This is a genomic window from Pseudomonas sp. CP4 (assembly GCF_047758505.1).
GTDB classification, from domain to species: domain Bacteria; phylum Pseudomonadota; class Gammaproteobacteria; order Pseudomonadales; family Pseudomonadaceae; genus Aquipseudomonas; species Aquipseudomonas fluorescens_AO.
Genome location: NZ_CP180489.1, coordinates 4,385,255 through 4,401,961, shown reverse-complemented (window position 1 = coordinate 4,401,961; position 16,707 = coordinate 4,385,255). Strand labels below are relative to the sequence as shown.

Sequence of the window (16,707 nt, the reverse complement as noted above, 5' to 3'; positions counted from 1 at the left end):
CGTTCTACCTCAGCTTCAGGGTGGCAAGGCCGACCAGGACGAGAATCACGGTGATGATCCAGAAACGGACGATCACGCGCGGCTCGGGCCAGCCCTTGAGTTCAAAGTGGTGGTGAATCGGCGCCATGCGGAACACGCGGCGACCGGTCAGCTTAAAGGAGGCAACCTGAATGACCACTGACAGGGTTTCCATCACGAACACGCCGCCCATGATGAACAGGACGATTTCCTGGCGGACGATCACGGCGATGGTGCCCAGTGCCGCGCCGAGTGCCAGGGCACCGACGTCGCCCATGAACACTTGCGCCGGATAGGTGTTGAACCAGAGGAAGCCGAGGCCGGCACCGATCAGTGCGCCGCAGAACACAATCAGCTCGCCCGCGCCAGGCACGTAAGGAATCAGCAGGTATTCGGCAAATTTCACGTTACCCGACAGGTAGCAGAAAATCCCCAGGCCACCGCCGACCATCACGGTTGGCATGATCGCCAGGCCGTCGAGGCCGTCAGTCAGGTTGACCGCGTTGCTCGAACCGACAATCACGAAGTAGGTCAATACGATGAACCCGGCACCCAGCGGAATGCTGTAGTCCTTGAGCATCGGCAGGATCAGGGTGGTTTCCACCGGCGTGGCGGCAGTCATATAAAGGAAGATCGCTGCGCCGAGGCCGAACACCGATTGCCAGAAATACTTCCAGCGGCTCGGCAGGCCACGGGAGTTTTTCTCGATGACTTTGCGGTAATCGTCGACCCAGCCGATAGCACCGAACAGCAGCGTCACCAACAGCACCACCCAGACATAGCGATTGCTCAGGTCCGCCCAGAGCAAAGTGCTGACGCCGATCGAAGACAGAATCAGCGCGCCACCCATGGTCGGCGTGCCGGATTTGGACAGGTGCGATTGCGGACCGTCGTTACGTACCGATTGGCCGATCTGACGGTTCTGCAGAGTACGGATCATCCACGGGCCATAGCACAGCGACAAAACCAGCGCGGTCAGCACACCGAGAATCCCGCGCAGGGTCAGGTACTGGAAGACCGCGAAGCCTTTGTAGAACTGTTGCAGATACTCCGCTAGCAGCAGCAGCATTAATGTTTCTCCAGACTGGACCCGCACAGAGCCGCAACGATGTTTTCCATCGCTGCGCTGCGCGAACCCTTGATCAAAATGGTGGTGTTTGTGTCCTGCTCGGCGGCGAGGGCCTGGATCAGCTCGGCCTGTGTGCCGAAGTGCTGCGCCTGCTCACCGAAAGCGTTTACCGCGTGGACCATGTTCGGCCCGACCGCGTAAAGCGCGGAAACCTTGCCTCGGGCGTACTCGCCCACGTCGCGGTGCCCCTGCTCCGCCCAGTCGCCCAACTCGCCGATATCTCCGAGCACCAGGACGGTGCGGCCGGAAAAGCCGGCGAGTATATCAACGGCCGCGCACATCGAGGTGGGGTTTGCGTTGTAGGTGTCATCGATCACGCGCATGCCGTTTTTCGCCAGTTGCGCGACGGTGCGCCCCTTGACCGGTTGCACCGCGCCGAGGCCGGTGGCGATGCCGAACAGCGACACGCCCAAGGCGTGAGCAGCAGCGGCGGCAGCCAAGGCATTGGCGACGTTATGGGTACCAAGCAGGTTCAGTTGCACGCGCTCGCTACCCTCAGGCGTGTGCAGGTTGAACGCTGGGCAACCGCGGGCATCAGTGGCCAGATCACTGGCGTGAAAATTCGCTTCGCTGTTGCTCAGGGCGAAGGTCAGCACTTGGCGGCCAGTCGCACGGGTCTTCCAGATGCCGAAAGCCTTGTCATCGAGGTTGAGCACGGCGATGCCATCGGCGGCCAGACCTTCGATGATTTCGCCTTTGGCTTCGACGATTTTTTCCGGGCCGCCGAACTCACCGACGTGAGCGGTGCCAGCGTTGTTCAGGATCGCCACGTGCGGCTTGGTCAGGCCGACGGTGTAGGCGATTTCGCCAAGACGCGAGGCGCCCAGTTCGATCACGGCCGAGGTGTGTTCCGGCGCCAGTTCGATCAGGGTCAGCGGTACGCCGAGGTCGTTGTTCAGATTGCCACGGGTTGCCAGCACCGGGCCGCGGGTGCGCAGGATGCTCGCAAGCATTTCCTTGACCGTGGTCTTGCCGCTGGAACCGGTCACCGCCGCCACTGGCTGGGTGAATGCAGCACGGTTCAAGGCGCCGAGTTGGCCCAGCGCCTGACGGGTGTCCTTGACCAGCAATTGCGGCAGCGCGCTGTCGGCGACTTCGCGCTCGACCAGTGCCGCTACAGCGCCTTTGCCGGCAACGTCGTTCAGATAGTCATGACCGTCGAAACGCGGGCCGGTCAGGGCGATGAACAACTGGCCTGGCTGGATCGCGCGGCTGTCGATGCTCACGCCATTGAAACTGGCGTCGTCGCCGATCAGCCGGGCGTCAAGCGCGTTGATCAATTCGCTGAGTGGCAGGGCCTTAAGCATGGGCCACCTCCCACGCGGTCAGGGCATGATCGGCCTCGACCAGATCGGAAAACGCATGGCGCACGCCGTTGATTTCCTGATAGTCCTCGTGACCTTTGCCGGCGAGCACAATCACGTCGTCAGCCGTCGCACCGGCGATCAGTTGCGCGATGGCCTGGCCACGACCGGCGACGAAAGTGACTTTATCCACAGCGGTGAAACCGGCGCGGATGTCGTCGAAAATCACCGCAGGATCTTCGGTGCGCGGGTTGTCGTCGGTGACCAACACTTGGTCGGCGAGGCGCTCTACCACTTCGGCCATCAGCGGACGTTTGCCACGATCGCGATCCCCGCCGCAGCCGAACAGGCACAGCAGTTGACCTTTGACGTGCGGGCGCAGCGCAGTGAGAACCTTTTCCAGCGCATCGGGCGTGTGGGCGTAATCGACCACCACCAGCGGCTGCGTGCCGCCACCCAAACGCTGCATGCGCCCGGCCGGGCCTTCGAGTTTGGGCAGCACTTTGAGAATTTCGTCGAGGGCGTAATCCAGGCCAAGCAAGGCGCCGACTGCGGCCAGCACGTTGCTCAGGTTGAAACGCCCGAGCAATGTGCTGCGCAGGTGATGCTCGCCCTGCGGCGTGACCAGCGTGGCGCGCACGCCGTGGTCGTCGAACTGCGCTTCGCGACAAAACAGGTAAGCGCTGCTGTCGAGCAGGCTGTAGGTGATCAAACGCGACTCGCGTTTTTCCGCCGCCAATTGCCGGCCGAAATCGTCGTCGAGGTTGACCACGCGGCACTTCAGGTCATTCCAGGCGAACAGCTTGGCCTTGGCCTCCGCGTACGCCTGCATGGTGCCGTGATAATCCAGATGATCACGTGACAGATTGGTCATCACCGCCACGTCGAACGCCAGCGCTGTCACCCGCCCCTGATCCAGACCATGAGACGACACTTCCATGGCCACGGCTTTCGCGCCGGCCTTTTTCAGGTCGCCCAGCGTCGCTTGCACGGCAATCGGATTCGGCGTGGTGTGCAGGCCGCTTTCCAGCGCGCCGTAGAAACCGGAACCGAGGGTGCCGACGATGCCGCAATGCTGGCCGAGCAGATCCAGCGCCTGCGCGACCAGTTGGGTCACGCTGGTCTTGCCATTGGTGCCAGTGACGCCGATCAGGTTCAAGTGATGACTCGGCTCACCGTAAAAACGTCCGGCAATGTCCGACAGCTGCGCCGCCAGACCCTTGACCGGAATCAGCGGCACGTCAGTAATCGGCAGCACGGTGGCGCCTTCGACTTCATAAGCCACGGCAGCCGCGCCGCGTTGCAAGGCATCGGCGATGTGCGCACGGCCATCGAAGCGGCCACCGGGCACGGCGAGAAACAGATCGCCGGCGCGCACGTTGCGGCTGTCCAGCGCCAGTTCACGGATCAACAGATCGTGGCCGGCGTGGGGAAATATCTTGTTCAGACTTAATGACATCAGCCGCGCCCTCCATTGGCTTTCAGCGGAACGACCGGGGTGGCATTGGCCTGCTGGGTGGTCGGCAGGTTGTCCGGGGTAACGTTCATCAGGCGCAGGGTGCCGGACATCACACGGCTGAACACTGGCGCCGACACCAGACCACCGAAGTAACCGGCCTTGGTCGGTTCATCGATCACCACAACGATGGCGTAACGCGGATCGCTCATCGGGCCGAAGCCGGCGAACAGCGAGCGGTAGGAATTTTCTGCGTAGCCCTTGGTGCCGACCGAAGTTTTGCGCGCGGTACCCGACTTGCCGCCCACGTGGTACGCCGGCACCTGCGCACGGAACACACCGCGCGGTGCTTCGATCACTTGCTGCAACATGCCCTGCATGGTTTTCGCCACGGCTTCCGGCAGCACTTGAGTGGTCTGCGGCATCTTGTCGGTTTTGATCAGGGTCAGCGGCGCGAGACGACCGTTGTTGGCCAGCGCCGAGAATGCATGCACCAACTGGATCGCGGTCACGGAAATACCGTAGCCGTAAGACAAGGTTGCAGTTTCAGCCTTGCGCCATTCGCGGTAGTTGGGCAGATTGCCGACACGTTCGCCGGGGAAGCCCAGGCCGGTGTCCTGACCGAGGCCGACTTTCTGCGCGAGACGGAAAATGGTTTCGCCGCCGATATCGAAGGCGACTTTACTCATGCCGACGTTACTGGAATTGATCAGGATGCCGGTCAGATCGAGCACCGGACCTTCGGTCTTCGACACGTCTTTGATGGTGTACTTGCCGATCTGCAACGAGCCCGGGTACACCTCGACGGTGTCGCTCGGTTTCCAGCGGCCGGTTTCGATCGCAGCGCTCATGGAAATGGCTTTCATGGTCGAACCCGGTTCGAACACGTCGATCATCGCGCGGTTGCGCATCATCGCCGGTTGCAGGTTGCGACGGTTGTTCGGGTTGTAGGTCGGCTGGTTGACCATGGCCAGAATTTCGCCGGTCTTCACGTCCATGATCACCAGACTGCCGGCCTTCGCGCCGTTCTCGATGATCGCGTTGCGCAGCTCGCGGTTGGCCAGGTATTGCAGACGCAGGTCAATCGACAACGCCAAGGGCTTGCCGGCCTTGGCGTTCTTGGTAACCTGAACATCCTTGATCAGCCGGCCACGGCGATCCTTGATGACTTGTCGTTTGCCCGGCACCCCGGCCAGCCATTCGTCATAGGCCAGCTCGACACCTTCGCGACCGTGATCGTCGATATCGGTAAAGCCGACCATGTGCGCGGTGACTTCACCGGCCGGGTAGAAGCGGCGGAATTCTTCGATGCCATAAACGCCCGGCACTTTCAGATCGAGCACAGCCTGACCCTGCTCGGGGGTCAGCCCGCGCACCAGGTAAATGAATTCTTTGTTGGCCTGGGCTTCAAGGCGTTCGCTCAGGGCTTTCGGGTTCTGGCCCAACGCGGCGGCGAGCGCTGGCCACTTCTCTTTGGCCGTCTGCATTTCCTTGGCGTTGGCCCACAACGTGGTCACTGGCGTACTGACGGCCAGAGGTTCGCCATTACGGTCGGTGATCAGGCCACGGTGCGCCGGAATCGGAATGTGCCGCAGGCTGCGCGCGTCGCCCTGACCTTTGAGGAAGTCACGGTCGACCACTTGCAGGTCGATGATGCGCCAGCAGATCGCCGCGACCATCAGGCCAAGCAGCGCCACCATCAAGCGGAAGCGCCATGGGAACAGTGCGCCTTCGAGTTTCATCATGGCGCCACCATTTTCACGTCAGCCGCGCCAGGGATGTGCATCTTCAGTTGTTCGGTGGCCAGCACTTCGATGCGGCTGTGCGCAGTCCAGGTGCTCTGCTCGAGAATCAGCCGGCCCCATTCGGCCTGCGCCTTGTCGCGCACGCTGAGTTCGTTATAAAGCGTGTTGAGCAATTGCCGGTTCCAGTGCGCGCTGTACGACACGGCAATGGCCGAAAACAGCACGCCGATAAACAGCAACAGCATCAGAAAGCTGCCGCCGGGCAGGGGTTTGGCGAAAAGCTTGCTCACCGCAACTTCTCCGCGACACGCATGACGGCGCTACGGGAACGTGGGTTGGCTTTGAGTTCGGCGTCGGAGGCCGTCTGCGCTTTGCCGTGGATTTTGATTTTCGGTTCGAAGGCGACGTGGCGAACCGGCAGATTGCGCGGCAGATTATCCGCCTCGCCTTTCACCAGTTTGCGCATGAACAGTTTGACGATGCGGTCTTCCAGCGAGTGGAAGCTGATGACCACAAGACGGCCGCCAACTTCCAGCGCGTCCAGCGCGGCGTCGAGGCCGGCTTCAAGATCGCCGAGTTCGTTGTTGACGTGAATGCGCAAACCCTGAAATGCGCGGGTGGCCGGGTTCTTGCCCTTTTCCCACGCCGGGTTGGCGACTTTCAGCACTTCGGCCAGATCGGCGGTGCGCTCGAACGGCTTGATGTCACGGCGCTCGGCGACGGCACGGGCCATACGCCCTGAGAAACGCTCTTCGCCGTATTCCTTGAACACCCGGGCGATTTCTTCCACCGGCGCGGTGTTGACGAATTCGGCAGCGCTGATACCACGGGACGGGTCCATGCGCATGTCCAGCGGCCCGTCATTGAGGAAACTGAAGCCGCGCTCGGCGTCATCGAGCTGCGGCGACGACACGCCGAGGTCGAGCAGAATGCCGCTGACCTTGCCGACCAGCCCCTGCTCGGCAACCACCGAACCGAGCTCGGCAAAGCTGCGCTGCACAACGACAAAGCGGCCGTCTTCGGCCGCTAGCGTTTGCCCGGTGGCAATCGCTTGAGGATCCTTGTCGAATCCGATGAGTCGACCGTCCGGCCCGAGCTGGCTGAGGATCAACCGGCTGTGCCCGCCGCGCCCGAACGTGCCGTCCAGATAGCAGCCATCAGGACGTACGGCGAGAGCCTCGACGGCTTCGTCAAGCAGTACGGTGATGTGGTTAAAGCCGCTATCAATAGTCACAGGATCAAATCACGCAGTTCATCAGGCATCGCGCCCGGTTGTTGAATAGCAGCAAGGTCAGCGGCAGATACCGCATTCCATGCATCCTCGTCCCACAATTGGAACTTGTTCAGTTGGCCGACCAGCATCGCGCGCTTATCGAGCTTGGCGTATTCGCGCAAACGCGGCGGAACCAGAAAACGACCACTGCCATCGAGTTCGAGGTCGACGGCATTACCAATCAATAAACGTTGCAGGCGACGGTTCTCTTCGCGAAGCGAAGGGAGTGCGCGCAACTTGGTTTCAATAATTTCCCACTCATCGAGCGGATAGACACACAGGCATGGATCAACGGCATCAATGGTCACGATCAATTGGCCGGAACTACGCGAATCGAGCTCGTCACGGTACCGGCTCGGCATGGCGAGACGGCCCTTTGCATCGAGACTGATAGCGTTAGCTCCGCGAAACACGTCAGCGTTTCTCCAATTTTTATCGTTTTGAGCTCAAAAAACCCACTTCATGCCACTTTCCGCCACTTGCGCACACTATAGGAATGCGCCCACCACACCGTCAAGGCGCGGATTAAAGGAAAAGCCTTACAGAACGGAGATTTAGCGACGTAAAAGGAGGCTCAACGAGAATCTGACGTGAAGTTTCGACCAATAACCTGATGCAGCACTGAACGCTGCGCTCGGAAGTTAAAGTAGTTTGTTAAGAGTAAGATTTTTTCGGTATTACAAAGGCGCTTCGGCTGTTGATTGAAGCAGGGTGGGAAAAGGCTATTACCGCGTTTGCCGCTGCCGGAATTTCAGACCAGGCCGGCTGATATTACACAGCCGCGTCTTCTTTGTTTCAAGCAGGGAAAGAAAAAGGTGGAGAGTCGATCTGTAAGCCGGGTTCTGTCTTGAACAGTCATTCGTCTACGATGGCCATCACTGGACATCTTTAGCAACCTACCCGGTCCCAGCGCGGGCCACGCCTTGGGACCCTATTTGGTCTTGCTCCAAGTGGGGTTTACCTAGCCACGAACTGTTGCCAGACGTGCGGTGCGCTCTTACCGCACCTTTTCACCCTTACCGGCGCTTGCGCGCTTAGGCGGTTATTTTCTGTGGCACTTTCCGTAGGCTCACGCCTCCCAGGCATTACCTGGCACTTCGCCCTATGGAGCCCGGACTTTCCTCCCCCCCCTAATTTTCATAGAGGGCAGCGACTGTCCGATCGACTCTCCGCCGCGAAGGTTAACGGCAGAGCGCCGGAAGAACAAGCGCTAAAACCCTCCAGAGCGCCATGGGCGACGGCTTACACGCCTTTCTGTTTATCCAGCGCCACCTGATACAGCACGTTTTTGCGCTCGCCAGTGATTTGTGCTGCCAGTGCCGCGGCGCGCTTGAGCGGCATTTCCTCAAGCAGCAAATCGAGGATGCGCATAGCTTCGCTGCTGACCGCGTCTTCCGACTCCGGCGCCGTCCAGCCGGCCACCAGAACCACGCACTCGCCGCGCTGCTGATTGCTGTCGGACTCGACGAACGCACGCAGTTCGCTGAGCGGCAGGCCTTTGAGGGTTTCGAAGGTTTTGGTGATTTCCCGCGCCAGCAGAGCCTGACGCTCGCCGCCAAACACCGCTTCCATATCCTGCAGGCATTCGAGAATGCGATGCGGCGCTTCATAGAAAATCAATGTGCGCGGCTCTTCTTTAACCGCTTCCAGACGCGCCTTGCGTCCGACCGACTTGGCCGGCAGGAAACCTTCGAAGATAAAACGGTCGGACGGCAATCCCGCCGCCGACAGCGCCGCGATCAAAGCGCAGGCACCCGGCACCGGCACCACGTTGATGCCGGCCGCACGGGCCTGACGCACCAGGTGATAACCCGGATCGGAGATAAGCGGCGTGCCGGCATCGGAGATCAGCGCGACGTTGTCGCCCGCCAGCAACCGGGTAATAAAGCGGCTACCCTCATCCCGTTCGTTGTGTTCGTGACATGCGGCCAGCGGCGTACCGATGCCGAAGTGCTGCATCAGGCGCGCCGAATGCCGGGTGTCTTCCGCTGCAATCAGGGCCACTTCACGCAGGATTTTCAAGGCCCGGGCGCTGATGTCGTCCAGGTTGCCGATGGGCGTCGCCACCACATAAAGCGAGCCCGCAGCGGAATTCAAAGGACCTGGAGCAGTCAAAGCGCACACCTCGTGATCGGTAAAAGCGGCCATTGTAGCGCGTCACGAGGCTTGCGATACGCTCCGGCCGAGCGCGGTTTTTCGTCCGGTTGTGCGCTGCCGCAACATTTACTCCAGCTAAATTGACCGATTCACGCCAGTAACATCGCGCCCCGGCCAGTGCTTGGGTACAATTCCACGCTAATTTGATCGAGTATCAGGAACACTTACATGATCGCTTGCCTGCGGCTGTTCACTGCCCTCTGCCTCGCTGCCTTGTTGGCCGCGTGTGCCAGCTCCCCTTCCTCCAGCCTTGGCGAACTTCCACGGACTCCGGACGCCAGCATCGAGCAACTGCTCGAACAGGCTGCCCAGGCTAAAACCCCGGAACAAGCCGCCCTGCTGCGCCTGAGCGCGGCGGACCAGGCTTATCGCCAAGGCAATGCCGGCCAGTCCGCGCAAATCCTGCAACAAGTGCCGGTGGAGCAACTCAAGCCAGGCCAGCAGATTTTCGCCAACACGCTGTCCGCCGAACTGGCCATGACGCGCAATCAGCCGAAAGCTGCGCTGACTGCCCTGAGCCACCCAAGCTTCCAGAAGCTCGGGGAAATGCCAGAAGAGCAGCAAGTACGCACCGGCACCGTTCACGCCCGCGCCCTTGAAGCCGATGGCCAGACCCTGGCCGCTGCCCGCGAGCGGGTGTTCATCGCACCGATGCTCGAAGGCGAAGCGGCGAGCAAGAACCACGAAGCGATCTGGACCCTGATCGCGTCGCTGCCAACCGATCAATTGCAACCGAACAACACCGACGATCTCGGCGGCTGGATGGCACTGGCGCAAGCGGTGAAAACCGCAGGCACGCTGGAACAGCAACAAGCCGCGATCGACAACTGGCGTGCGCAGAATCCAAAGCACCCGGCGGCTGTCAACCTGCCGCTGCCACTGACCAAGCTCAAGGAACTGGCCAGCCAGCCACTGAGCAAAATCGCCCTGCTGCTGCCACAGGACGGCCAGCTGGCGTCGGTCGGCAAAGCGCTGCGTGAAGGCTTCATGGCCGCGCATTATCAGGCGCAACAGGCCGGCCAAAACCCACCTGCCATCGAGTTCTACGACAGCTCCAAGCTGACCTCGATGGACGAGTTCTATCGCAAGGCTCAGGCTGACGGTGTGCAACTGGTTGTCGGCCCACTGGAAAAACCGCTGGTCAAGCAACTGAGCACTCGCCCGCAACTGCCGATCACCACCCTCGCGCTGAACTACAGCGAAGGCGAACAAGGCCCGGCACAGTTGTTCCAGTTCGGCCTCGCTGCTGAAGACGAAGCTCGCGAAGTCTCCCGTCGTGCCCGTGCCGACGGCCTGCATCGCGCCGCGATCATGGTGCCGAAGGGTGAATGGGGCGATCGCGTCCTGCGCGCGTTCAGCCAGGACTGGCAAGCCAATGGCGGCAGTATCGTTGCCACCGAACGTGTCGATCAGCCGGTGCAACTGGCCCAGCAGATCGCCGACATGTTCCAGCTGCGCCAGAGCGAAGCCCGCGCCAAGAGCCTGCAGAATGTTGCCGGCACAAATGTCGCCGCCCAGCCTTCGCGTCGTCAGGACATCGAATTCATCTTCTTGGCCGCGACGCCGCAACAGGCACAGCAGATCAAGCCGACCCTGAACTTCCAGTACGCCGGTGACGTGCCGGTCTACGCGACTTCCCACGTGTACAGCGCCAGCGGCGACGTCAACCAGTACAACGACATGAACGGCATTCGCTTCTGCGAAACCCCATGGCTGCTGGAAACCAGCGATCCGCTGCGCCAGCAAGTGGCTGCGCAATGGCCGCAAGCCAATGGCAGCCTTGGTCGCCTGTACGCCATGGGCGCCGATGCCTATCGCCTGGCACCGCGCCTGGGTCAACTCAAGGCCCTGCCGGACAGCCGCATCGAAGGCCAGTCGGGCAGCCTCGGCATGACCCAGACCCAACGCGTTGTGCGCCAGCTGCCGTGGGCACAGTTCGTCAGCGGCCAGGTGCAGCGTCTGCCGGACACCCCGCGCTGATGCCCGACAGGTCACGCTCGCAAAGCGGCAAGGATGCCGAGCGCCAAGCGCTCGAACATCTGCAACAACAAGGTCTGCGCCTGTTGGCGCAGAACTGGTTATGCAAACGCGGCGAGCTTGATCTGGTCATGCTTGATGGCGATACAGTAGTATTCGTTGAAGTTCGCTACAGAAAGAACACTCAATGGGGTGGCGCGCTCGCCAGTATCGACGAGCGCAAGCAGCAGAAACTGATCTTTGCAGCACAGTATTTTCTTCAGCGCGAGTCGCGTTGGGCCAATTCCCCCTGCCGCTTCGATGTGGTGGCAATCGAAAGCCACCCGAATCAGCTGAACTGGTTGCAGAATGCTTTCGACAGTTGATCGCCTGCACCCTGCCCCGTTTTCGTCCGACACATTTTGCTCTTTGCTTTGCCGGCTGCACATTCACGTGCCGAACAGCCGCGCCACTTAAGGTCACACAGATGGACATGCAATCCCGAATTCGCCAGCTTTTCCAGGCCAGTATCGACACCAAGCAACAGGCGATGGACGTACTTGCACCGCACATCGAGCAAGCCAGCCAGATCATGGTCAACGCCCTGCTCAACGAAGGCAAAATGCTCTCGTGCGGCAACGGTGGTTCGGCCGGCGATGCCCAGCATTTTTCTTCGGAGCTGCTCAACCGCTTCGAGCGCGAGCGTCCAAGCCTGCCGGCGATTGCGCTGACCACCGACACTTCGACGATCACTTCGATCGCCAACGACTACAGCTACAACGAAGTGTTCTCCAAACAGATCCGCGCGCTCGGCCAGCCGGGCGATGTGTTGCTGGCGATTTCGACCAGCGGCAACTCGGCGAACATTATTCAAGCGATCCAGGCCGCACATGATCGCGAAATGATTGTCGTAGCTTTGACCGGACGCGATGGCGGCGGCATGGCGTCGCTGCTGTTGCCCGAGGACGTCGAGATTCGCGTACCGGCCAACGTCACTGCACGTATTCAGGAAGTCCACTTGCTGGCGATCCATTGCCTATGCGATCTGATCGACAGCCAACTGTTCGGGAGTGAAGAATGACCCCTAATCGCCTTGGCCTTCTGGCCTTGACCCTGTGCCTCGGCATCAGCGGCTGCACCTCGGTGGTGAATGCCAGCCGTGAAGCGCCGATCGAAGACGACCGCGGCACACGCACCTTCGGCAGCAAGATCGACGACTCGCTGATCGAAACCAAAGCAGGCGTGAACATCGCCAAGGCCGATCCGGCTTTGGACAACGACTCGCACATCGTCATCACCAGCTTCAACGGCGTGGTCCTGCTCGCCGGCCAGACGCCACGCGAAGACCTCAAGGCCAAAGCCGAACAGGCCGCCGCCAACGTGCAGCGCGTGAAGAAGGTGCATAACGAACTGCAAGTGCTGCAACCGTCCTCCCTGCTCGCGCGCCAGAACGACGCGTGGCTGACCACCAAAATCAAGACCCAGATGCTCACCGACGCCAGCATTCCTGGCTCGCGCATCAAAGTCGTGACCGAGAACGGCATCGTCTACCTGCTCGGCCTGCTGACCAAACAGGAAGCCACTCAGGCAACCAATCTGGTTCAGGGTGTGTCCGGTGTGCAGAAAATCGTGAAGCTGTTCGAATACATCGACTGACCGTAAAAGGCAGACACAAAAAAGGCGATCCATCCGGATCGCCTTTTTTTTATTTCACAACCTTCAAACTCGGCCGTCCACTTGGACGCGGTGGCTCGCTGCCCGGTGGCGGCGAGTCGTCATCCGGATCGATGTCTTCCTCGTCGTCCATCGGCAACTCGAGGTCAAACACCATGCCCTGGCCATTCTCCCGGGCGTAGATACCCAGAATCGCGCTGATCGGTACGTAGAGACTGTGCGGAACACCGCCGAAGCGGCCTTCGAACGTCACCACGTCGTTGTCCATGTGCAGATGACGCACCGCACTCGGCGAGATGTTCAGGACGATCTGGCCGTCACTGGCGAAGCCCTGTGGCACCTGCACTGCCGGGTATTCAGAGTTGACCAGCATGTGCGGGGTGCAATCGTTATCCACAATCCACTCGTAGAGCGCGCGGACCAGATAAGGTCGACTGGAGTTCATAGCGGCTCCTTAAGCCTTAGCGCATATCGCGTTCGACACCAGACAGACTCGCCTGGAAAGCCTCACGCGCAAACTGACGCTCCATATAATCAAGCAGCGGCTTGGCCGGCCGCGGCAGTTCAATACCCAGAATCGGCAAACGCCAGAGTATGGGTAATAGGCAGCAATCCACCAGACTTTGTTCCTCACTGAGGAAGAACGGCTTGTCGGCAAACAGCGGCGAAACGCCGGTCAGGCTTTCGCGCAGTTCCTTGCGCGCCACGACCCGTGCAGCCTCTTTGCTCTTGGGATCCAGAATCAGATCCACCAGCCCGCACCAGTCACGCTGAATCCTGTGGATCAGCAGACGGCTGTTGGCCCGCGCCACCGGATAAACCGGCATCAGCGGCGGGTGCGGGTAACGCTCATCCAGATACTCCATCACCACGGTCGACTCCCACAACGCCAGGTCACGATCGACCAGCGTCGGCAGACTGCCGTAAGGGTTCACCTCAATCAGTTTAGGCGGCTGGCGGCCGGCTTCCACGTAAATGATTTCGGCGCTGACACCCTTCTCTGCAAGCACGATGCGCACTCGGTGGGAATAGTGGTCGGCGGGGTCGGAGTAACAGGCCAACCGATTGGTCACGCCCATGGCGATCCTCCTCGCTTGTTGAATTTGTCGGAACCGGAAAAACGCGCGCGCCCAGAGGGCACCTCCCGCAGGGTCTGACTGAGCAGACCCTGCTTTAGCGGAGGCGCCCTTGGGCGCGCGCGATTAACAGCAATGCTTGAAGCGTATCAGTGCACGTCTTTCCAGTATTCACGCTTGAGCAGGTAGGCGAACACAAAGAAGAACGCCAGGTACAGCAAGACATAAGTACCGATGCGCTGATGTTGCAGCTTAACCGGGTTAGCCGAGTAAGCCAGGAAGGTTACCAGATTCTTGACCTTCTCATCGAACTGCTCTTCGTTCAGAGCACCGGTCTTCGGCACGACGACCAACTGATCACACGCTTCATGAGTCAGCGGCGTGCCGGTCAGCGGATCGTATTGTTTCTTGCCGTCCTCAACAATCGGCACCTGCTTGCAATCTATGATCTGACGACCCTGCAGGCCAACCAGTACGTTGGGCATTCCGACATTCGGGAAGACCCTGTTGTTCACACCCCATGGACGCGCTTTATCTTCATAGAACGACTTCAGATAACCGTAGAGCCAGTCGGTGCCGCGTACCCGCGCTACCAGCGTGAGGTCCGGCGGCGCTGCGCCGAACCAGGTCTTGGCGTCGGCCGGCTGCATGCCGATGTTCATGTGGTCGCCGATCTTGGCACCGGTGAACACCAGCTTCTCCAGCATCAACTCGTGCGGGATGCCGAGGTCATCGGCGACGCGCTCGTATCGCTGGAACTTGGCGCTGTGACAGCCCATGCAATAGTTGGCGAAAGTCCGCGCACCATCCTGCAGGGCGGCTTTGTCGGAGACATCGATATCGACACTTTCCAGTTCCGGACCATGACCCTCAGCAGCAAAAACCAAGGAAGGCAGCGCAGCAAAAATCAGAGCAAGAAATAACTTTTTCATCAGCCAGTCACCCTTTCCGGAACCGGTTTGGTCTTCTCGAGCCGGGTGTAGAACGGCATCAGAATGAAGTAGGCGAAATAGAGGAAGGTGCAGACCTGCGACAGCAATGTGCGCCCCGGTGTCGGCGCCAGGACGCCGAGAATGCCGAGAATCACGAAGGAAATGCAGAACACCACCAGCCAGATTTTGCTCAGCCAGCCTTTATAGCGCATCGATTTCACCGGACTGCGATCCAGCCACGGCAGCACGAACAGCACCGCAATCGCCGCACCCATGGCGACAACGCCCAAGAGTTTGTCCGGGATCGCGCGCAAGATCGCGTAGAACGGTGTGAAGTACCAGACCGGCGCAATGTGCTCAGGTGTCTTGAATGCGTTCGCCTGCTCGAAGTTCGGTTTTTCGAGGAAGTAGCCGCCCATTTCCGGGAAGAAGAACACAATCGAGCAGAATATGAACAGGAACACCACAACGCCGACAATGTCCTTCACCGTGTAATACGGGTGGAACGCAATGCCATCCAGCGGGATGCCGTTTTCGTCTTTGTGCTTCTTGATATCGACGCCGTCAGGGTTGTTAGAACCGACTTCGTGCAGCGCCAGAATGTGCAACACCACCAGACCAAGAATCACGATTGGCAGCGCGACAACGTGCAAGGCGAAGAAGCGGTTCAGGGTGATTCCGGAGATCAGGTAGTCACCACGAATCCACTGGGTCAGGTCATCGCCGATCAGCGGAATCGCGCCGAACAGCGAGATGATCACCTGAGCACCCCAATAAGACATCTGGCCCCACGGCAGCAGGTAACCCATGAACGCTTCGGCCATCAGCGCCAGGTAGATCAGCATGCCGAACACCCAGACCAGCTCGCGCGGTTTCTGGTACGAACCGTAGAGCAGCCCACGGAACATGTGCAGATAGACAACGATGAAGAACGCCGAAGCGCCAGTCGAGTGCAGCAGACGCAGGATCGAACCGTACTCGACGTCGCGCATGATGTATTCGACGGAGGCGAAGGCTTCTTCGGCCGACGGTGTGTAGCTCATCGTCAGCCAGACACCGGTGACGATCTGGTTGACCAGCACCAGCAGCGCCAGCGAGCCGAAGAAATAGAAGAAGTTAAAGTTTTTTGGTGCGTAATATTTGCTGAGATGGTCTTCCCACATTTTGGTCGCGGGAAAGCGCGCATCAACCCAATCCATGAACTTGCTCATCACGCTTTCTCCGTATCGACGCCAATGACAATCAGGTCATCGGTCTCATAGGAATGCGGGGGAACTGGCAGGTTCAAAGGCGCAGGTTGCGACTTGTAGACGCGGCCAGCAAGATCGTAGTGGGAACCGTGGCACGGGCAGAAATAGCCACCTACCCAGTCTTTGCCCAGATCCGCAGGTGCCACTTCGGGACGGAAAGTCGGTGAGCAACCCAGGTGCGTACAGATCCCGATCAGCAGCAGAATTTCCGGCTTGATCGAGCGGACTTCCGGGTCGACATAAGTGGGTTGCGTGGAGTTTTTGGAGGTCGGATCGGAGAGCTGACCCTCGATCTTCTTGAGATTCCCCAGGATTTCCTCGGTACGGCGGACAATGAACACCGGCTGGCCGCGCCATTCAGCAATCATCTGCTGGCCTGGCTCGATTTTGCTGACATTCACTTTCACCGGTGCACCGGCAGCTTTCGCCTTGGCACTGGGAAACCATGACCCCACGAACGGGACCGCAGCCCCCACCGCTCCTGCAGCACCCACCACGGATGTGGCTGCCACCAGGAAGCGACGCCGGCCTGCATTCACGCCGTCATTGCTCATTCAGTCCTCTCCCATCAGCTTTTTTGGCCTGTTAAATCAGGCGTCTACTAAATAAATCAAATGTTACTTATAAAAATTTTGCCCGAATGGTAATGAAAACCCCCAATTCTGACAAGGTTAATTCCCCAGGGCTCAGCCCCTTAAGCCTTGGAGTATAGGGGGTCTACGGCTGTGGCAAGTTGT

The 16,707-nt window shown here is 59.9% G+C and carries 17 protein-coding genes and 1 other RNA gene; 4 read left to right on the top strand and 14 right to left on the bottom strand.

The window, feature by feature from the left end:
* Positions 1-4 precede the first annotated feature (4 nt).
* The 9 genes from mraY to rsmI all read right to left on the bottom strand — a co-directional run bounded on the left by mraY (position 5) and on the right by rsmI (position 9,073).
* Entirely contained in the window at positions 5-1,087 is a 1,083-nt protein-coding gene (gene mraY, locus ACMYUN_RS19830; protein ID WP_016773275.1) for a phospho-N-acetylmuramoyl-pentapeptide-transferase, read from the bottom strand.
* Entirely contained in the window at positions 1,087-2,454 is a 1,368-nt protein-coding gene (locus ACMYUN_RS19825) for a UDP-N-acetylmuramoyl-tripeptide--D-alanyl-D-alanine ligase (RefSeq protein ID WP_415761528.1), read from the bottom strand. The genes mraY and ACMYUN_RS19825 overlap by 1 nt, the downstream gene beginning before the upstream one ends.
* On the bottom strand, positions 2,447-3,910 hold the full coding sequence (locus ACMYUN_RS19820; RefSeq protein ID WP_039761379.1) for a UDP-N-acetylmuramoyl-L-alanyl-D-glutamate--2,6-diaminopimelate ligase: 1,464 nt from the start codon (positions 3,908-3,910) through the stop codon (positions 2,447-2,449). The genes ACMYUN_RS19825 and ACMYUN_RS19820 overlap by 8 nt, the downstream gene beginning before the upstream one ends.
* The gene (locus ACMYUN_RS19815) at positions 3,910-5,649 is read right to left on the bottom strand and encodes a peptidoglycan D,D-transpeptidase FtsI family protein (RefSeq protein ID WP_177433300.1); all 1,740 of its coding nucleotides are present in this window, start codon (positions 5,647-5,649) and stop codon (positions 3,910-3,912) included. Before ACMYUN_RS19815 ends, ACMYUN_RS19820 begins: the two co-directional genes overlap by 1 nt.
* Complete coding sequence (gene ftsL, locus ACMYUN_RS19810; protein ID WP_016773269.1) at positions 5,649-5,942, bottom strand: cell division protein FtsL; 294 nt, start codon at positions 5,940-5,942, stop codon at positions 5,649-5,651. The genes ACMYUN_RS19815 and ftsL overlap by 1 nt, the downstream gene beginning before the upstream one ends.
* Positions 5,939-6,886 (bottom strand): 16S rRNA (cytosine(1402)-N(4))-methyltransferase RsmH, encoded by a 948-nt coding sequence (gene rsmH, locus ACMYUN_RS19805; RefSeq protein ID WP_415761525.1) that lies wholly within the window; start codon positions 6,884-6,886, stop codon positions 5,939-5,941. The genes ftsL and rsmH overlap by 4 nt, the downstream gene beginning before the upstream one ends.
* Positions 6,883-7,338 (bottom strand): division/cell wall cluster transcriptional repressor MraZ, encoded by a 456-nt coding sequence (mraZ, locus tag ACMYUN_RS19800; RefSeq protein WP_007917012.1) that lies wholly within the window; start codon positions 7,336-7,338, stop codon positions 6,883-6,885. Before mraZ ends, rsmH begins: the two co-directional genes overlap by 4 nt.
* 402 nt (positions 7,339-7,740) lie before the next feature.
* Positions 7,741-8,094, bottom strand: an RNA gene (rnpB, locus tag ACMYUN_RS19795) — RNase P RNA component class A.
* Between the two features lie 73 nt (positions 8,095-8,167).
* Positions 8,168-9,073 (bottom strand): 16S rRNA (cytidine(1402)-2'-O)-methyltransferase, encoded by a 906-nt coding sequence (rsmI, locus tag ACMYUN_RS19790; RefSeq protein ID WP_016773267.1) that lies wholly within the window; start codon positions 9,071-9,073, stop codon positions 8,168-8,170.
* Between the two features lie 177 nt (positions 9,074-9,250).
* Here rsmI and ACMYUN_RS19785 point away from each other — a divergent pair, with 177 nt between their 5' ends.
* The 4 genes from ACMYUN_RS19785 (at position 9,251) to ACMYUN_RS19770 (ending at position 12,694) form a co-directional block, all read left to right on the top strand.
* The gene (locus tag ACMYUN_RS19785; RefSeq protein ID WP_122603712.1) at positions 9,251-11,062 is read left to right on the top strand and encodes a penicillin-binding protein activator; all 1,812 of its coding nucleotides are present in this window, start codon (positions 9,251-9,253) and stop codon (positions 11,060-11,062) included.
* Positions 11,062-11,424 (top strand): YraN family protein, encoded by a 363-nt coding sequence (locus ACMYUN_RS19780; protein ID WP_415761523.1) that lies wholly within the window; start codon positions 11,062-11,064, stop codon positions 11,422-11,424. Before ACMYUN_RS19785 ends, ACMYUN_RS19780 begins: the two co-directional genes overlap by 1 nt.
* A gap of 101 nt (positions 11,425-11,525) precedes the next feature.
* Positions 11,526-12,119 carry a phosphoheptose isomerase gene (locus ACMYUN_RS19775; protein ID WP_008082788.1) on the top strand — a complete coding sequence of 198 codons (594 nt, stop codon included), beginning with the start codon at positions 11,526-11,528 and terminating at the stop codon, positions 12,117-12,119.
* Positions 12,116-12,694 carry a BON domain-containing protein gene (locus ACMYUN_RS19770; protein WP_024014250.1) on the top strand — a complete coding sequence of 193 codons (579 nt, stop codon included), beginning with the start codon at positions 12,116-12,118 and terminating at the stop codon, positions 12,692-12,694. Before ACMYUN_RS19775 ends, ACMYUN_RS19770 begins: the two co-directional genes overlap by 4 nt.
* Before the next feature lie 49 nt (positions 12,695-12,743).
* On the opposite strand, the gene ACMYUN_RS19765 is transcribed toward ACMYUN_RS19770, so the two are convergent.
* The 5 genes from ACMYUN_RS19765 to petA form a co-directional block, all read right to left on the bottom strand.
* A complete protein-coding gene (locus tag ACMYUN_RS19765; RefSeq protein ID WP_016773263.1) occupies positions 12,744-13,157 on the bottom strand; it encodes a ClpXP protease specificity-enhancing factor in 414 nt (137 codons plus the stop codon).
* Positions 13,158-13,173: 16 nt separating this feature from the next.
* Positions 13,174-13,791, bottom strand: a complete 618-nt coding sequence (locus ACMYUN_RS19760; protein WP_007961620.1) for a glutathione S-transferase N-terminal domain-containing protein — start codon at positions 13,789-13,791, stop codon at positions 13,174-13,176.
* A 146-nt stretch (positions 13,792-13,937) separates the two neighbouring features.
* The gene (locus ACMYUN_RS19755; RefSeq protein WP_415761520.1) at positions 13,938-14,720 is read right to left on the bottom strand and encodes a cytochrome c1; all 783 of its coding nucleotides are present in this window, start codon (positions 14,718-14,720) and stop codon (positions 13,938-13,940) included.
* On the bottom strand, positions 14,720-15,931 hold the full coding sequence (locus tag ACMYUN_RS19750; protein WP_039761369.1) for a cytochrome b: 1,212 nt from the start codon (positions 15,929-15,931) through the stop codon (positions 14,720-14,722). The genes ACMYUN_RS19755 and ACMYUN_RS19750 overlap by 1 nt, the downstream gene beginning before the upstream one ends.
* The gene (petA, locus tag ACMYUN_RS19745; protein WP_007917031.1) at positions 15,931-16,524 is read right to left on the bottom strand and encodes a ubiquinol-cytochrome c reductase iron-sulfur subunit; all 594 of its coding nucleotides are present in this window, start codon (positions 16,522-16,524) and stop codon (positions 15,931-15,933) included. Before petA ends, ACMYUN_RS19750 begins: the two co-directional genes overlap by 1 nt.
* Positions 16,525-16,707: the final 183 nt, after the last annotated feature.

Coding starts and splice junctions, on each gene's coding strand:
- mraY (WP_016773275.1), bottom strand. CDS start 1,087: ATGCTGCTGCTGCTAGCGGAGTATCTGCAACAGTTCTACAAAGGCTTC.
- ACMYUN_RS19825 (WP_415761528.1), bottom strand. CDS start 2,454: ATGCTTAAGGCCCTGCCACTCAGCGAATTGATCAACGCGCTTGACGCC.
- ACMYUN_RS19820 (WP_039761379.1), bottom strand. CDS start 3,910: ATGTCATTAAGTCTGAACAAGATATTTCCCCACGCCGGCCACGATCTG.
- ACMYUN_RS19815 (WP_177433300.1), bottom strand. CDS start 5,649: ATGAAACTCGAAGGCGCACTGTTCCCATGGCGCTTCCGCTTGATGGTG.
- rsmI (WP_016773267.1), bottom strand. CDS start 9,073: ATGGCCGCTTTTACCGATCACGAGGTGTGCGCTTTGACTGCTCCAGGT.
- ACMYUN_RS19785 (WP_122603712.1), top strand. CDS start 9,251: ATGATCGCTTGCCTGCGGCTGTTCACTGCCCTCTGCCTCGCTGCCTTG.
- ACMYUN_RS19780 (WP_415761523.1), top strand. CDS start 11,062: ATGCCCGACAGGTCACGCTCGCAAAGCGGCAAGGATGCCGAGCGCCAA.
- ACMYUN_RS19775 (WP_008082788.1), top strand. CDS start 11,526: ATGGACATGCAATCCCGAATTCGCCAGCTTTTCCAGGCCAGTATCGAC.
- ACMYUN_RS19770 (WP_024014250.1), top strand. CDS start 12,116: ATGACCCCTAATCGCCTTGGCCTTCTGGCCTTGACCCTGTGCCTCGGC.
- ACMYUN_RS19765 (WP_016773263.1), bottom strand. CDS start 13,157: ATGAACTCCAGTCGACCTTATCTGGTCCGCGCGCTCTACGAGTGGATT.
- ACMYUN_RS19760 (WP_007961620.1), bottom strand. CDS start 13,791: ATGGGCGTGACCAATCGGTTGGCCTGTTACTCCGACCCCGCCGACCAC.
- ACMYUN_RS19755 (WP_415761520.1), bottom strand. CDS start 14,720: ATGAAAAAGTTATTTCTTGCTCTGATTTTTGCTGCGCTGCCTTCCTTG.
- ACMYUN_RS19750 (WP_039761369.1), bottom strand. CDS start 15,931: ATGAGCAAGTTCATGGATTGGGTTGATGCGCGCTTTCCCGCGACCAAA.
- petA (WP_007917031.1), bottom strand. CDS start 16,524: ATGAGCAATGACGGCGTGAATGCAGGCCGGCGTCGCTTCCTGGTGGCA.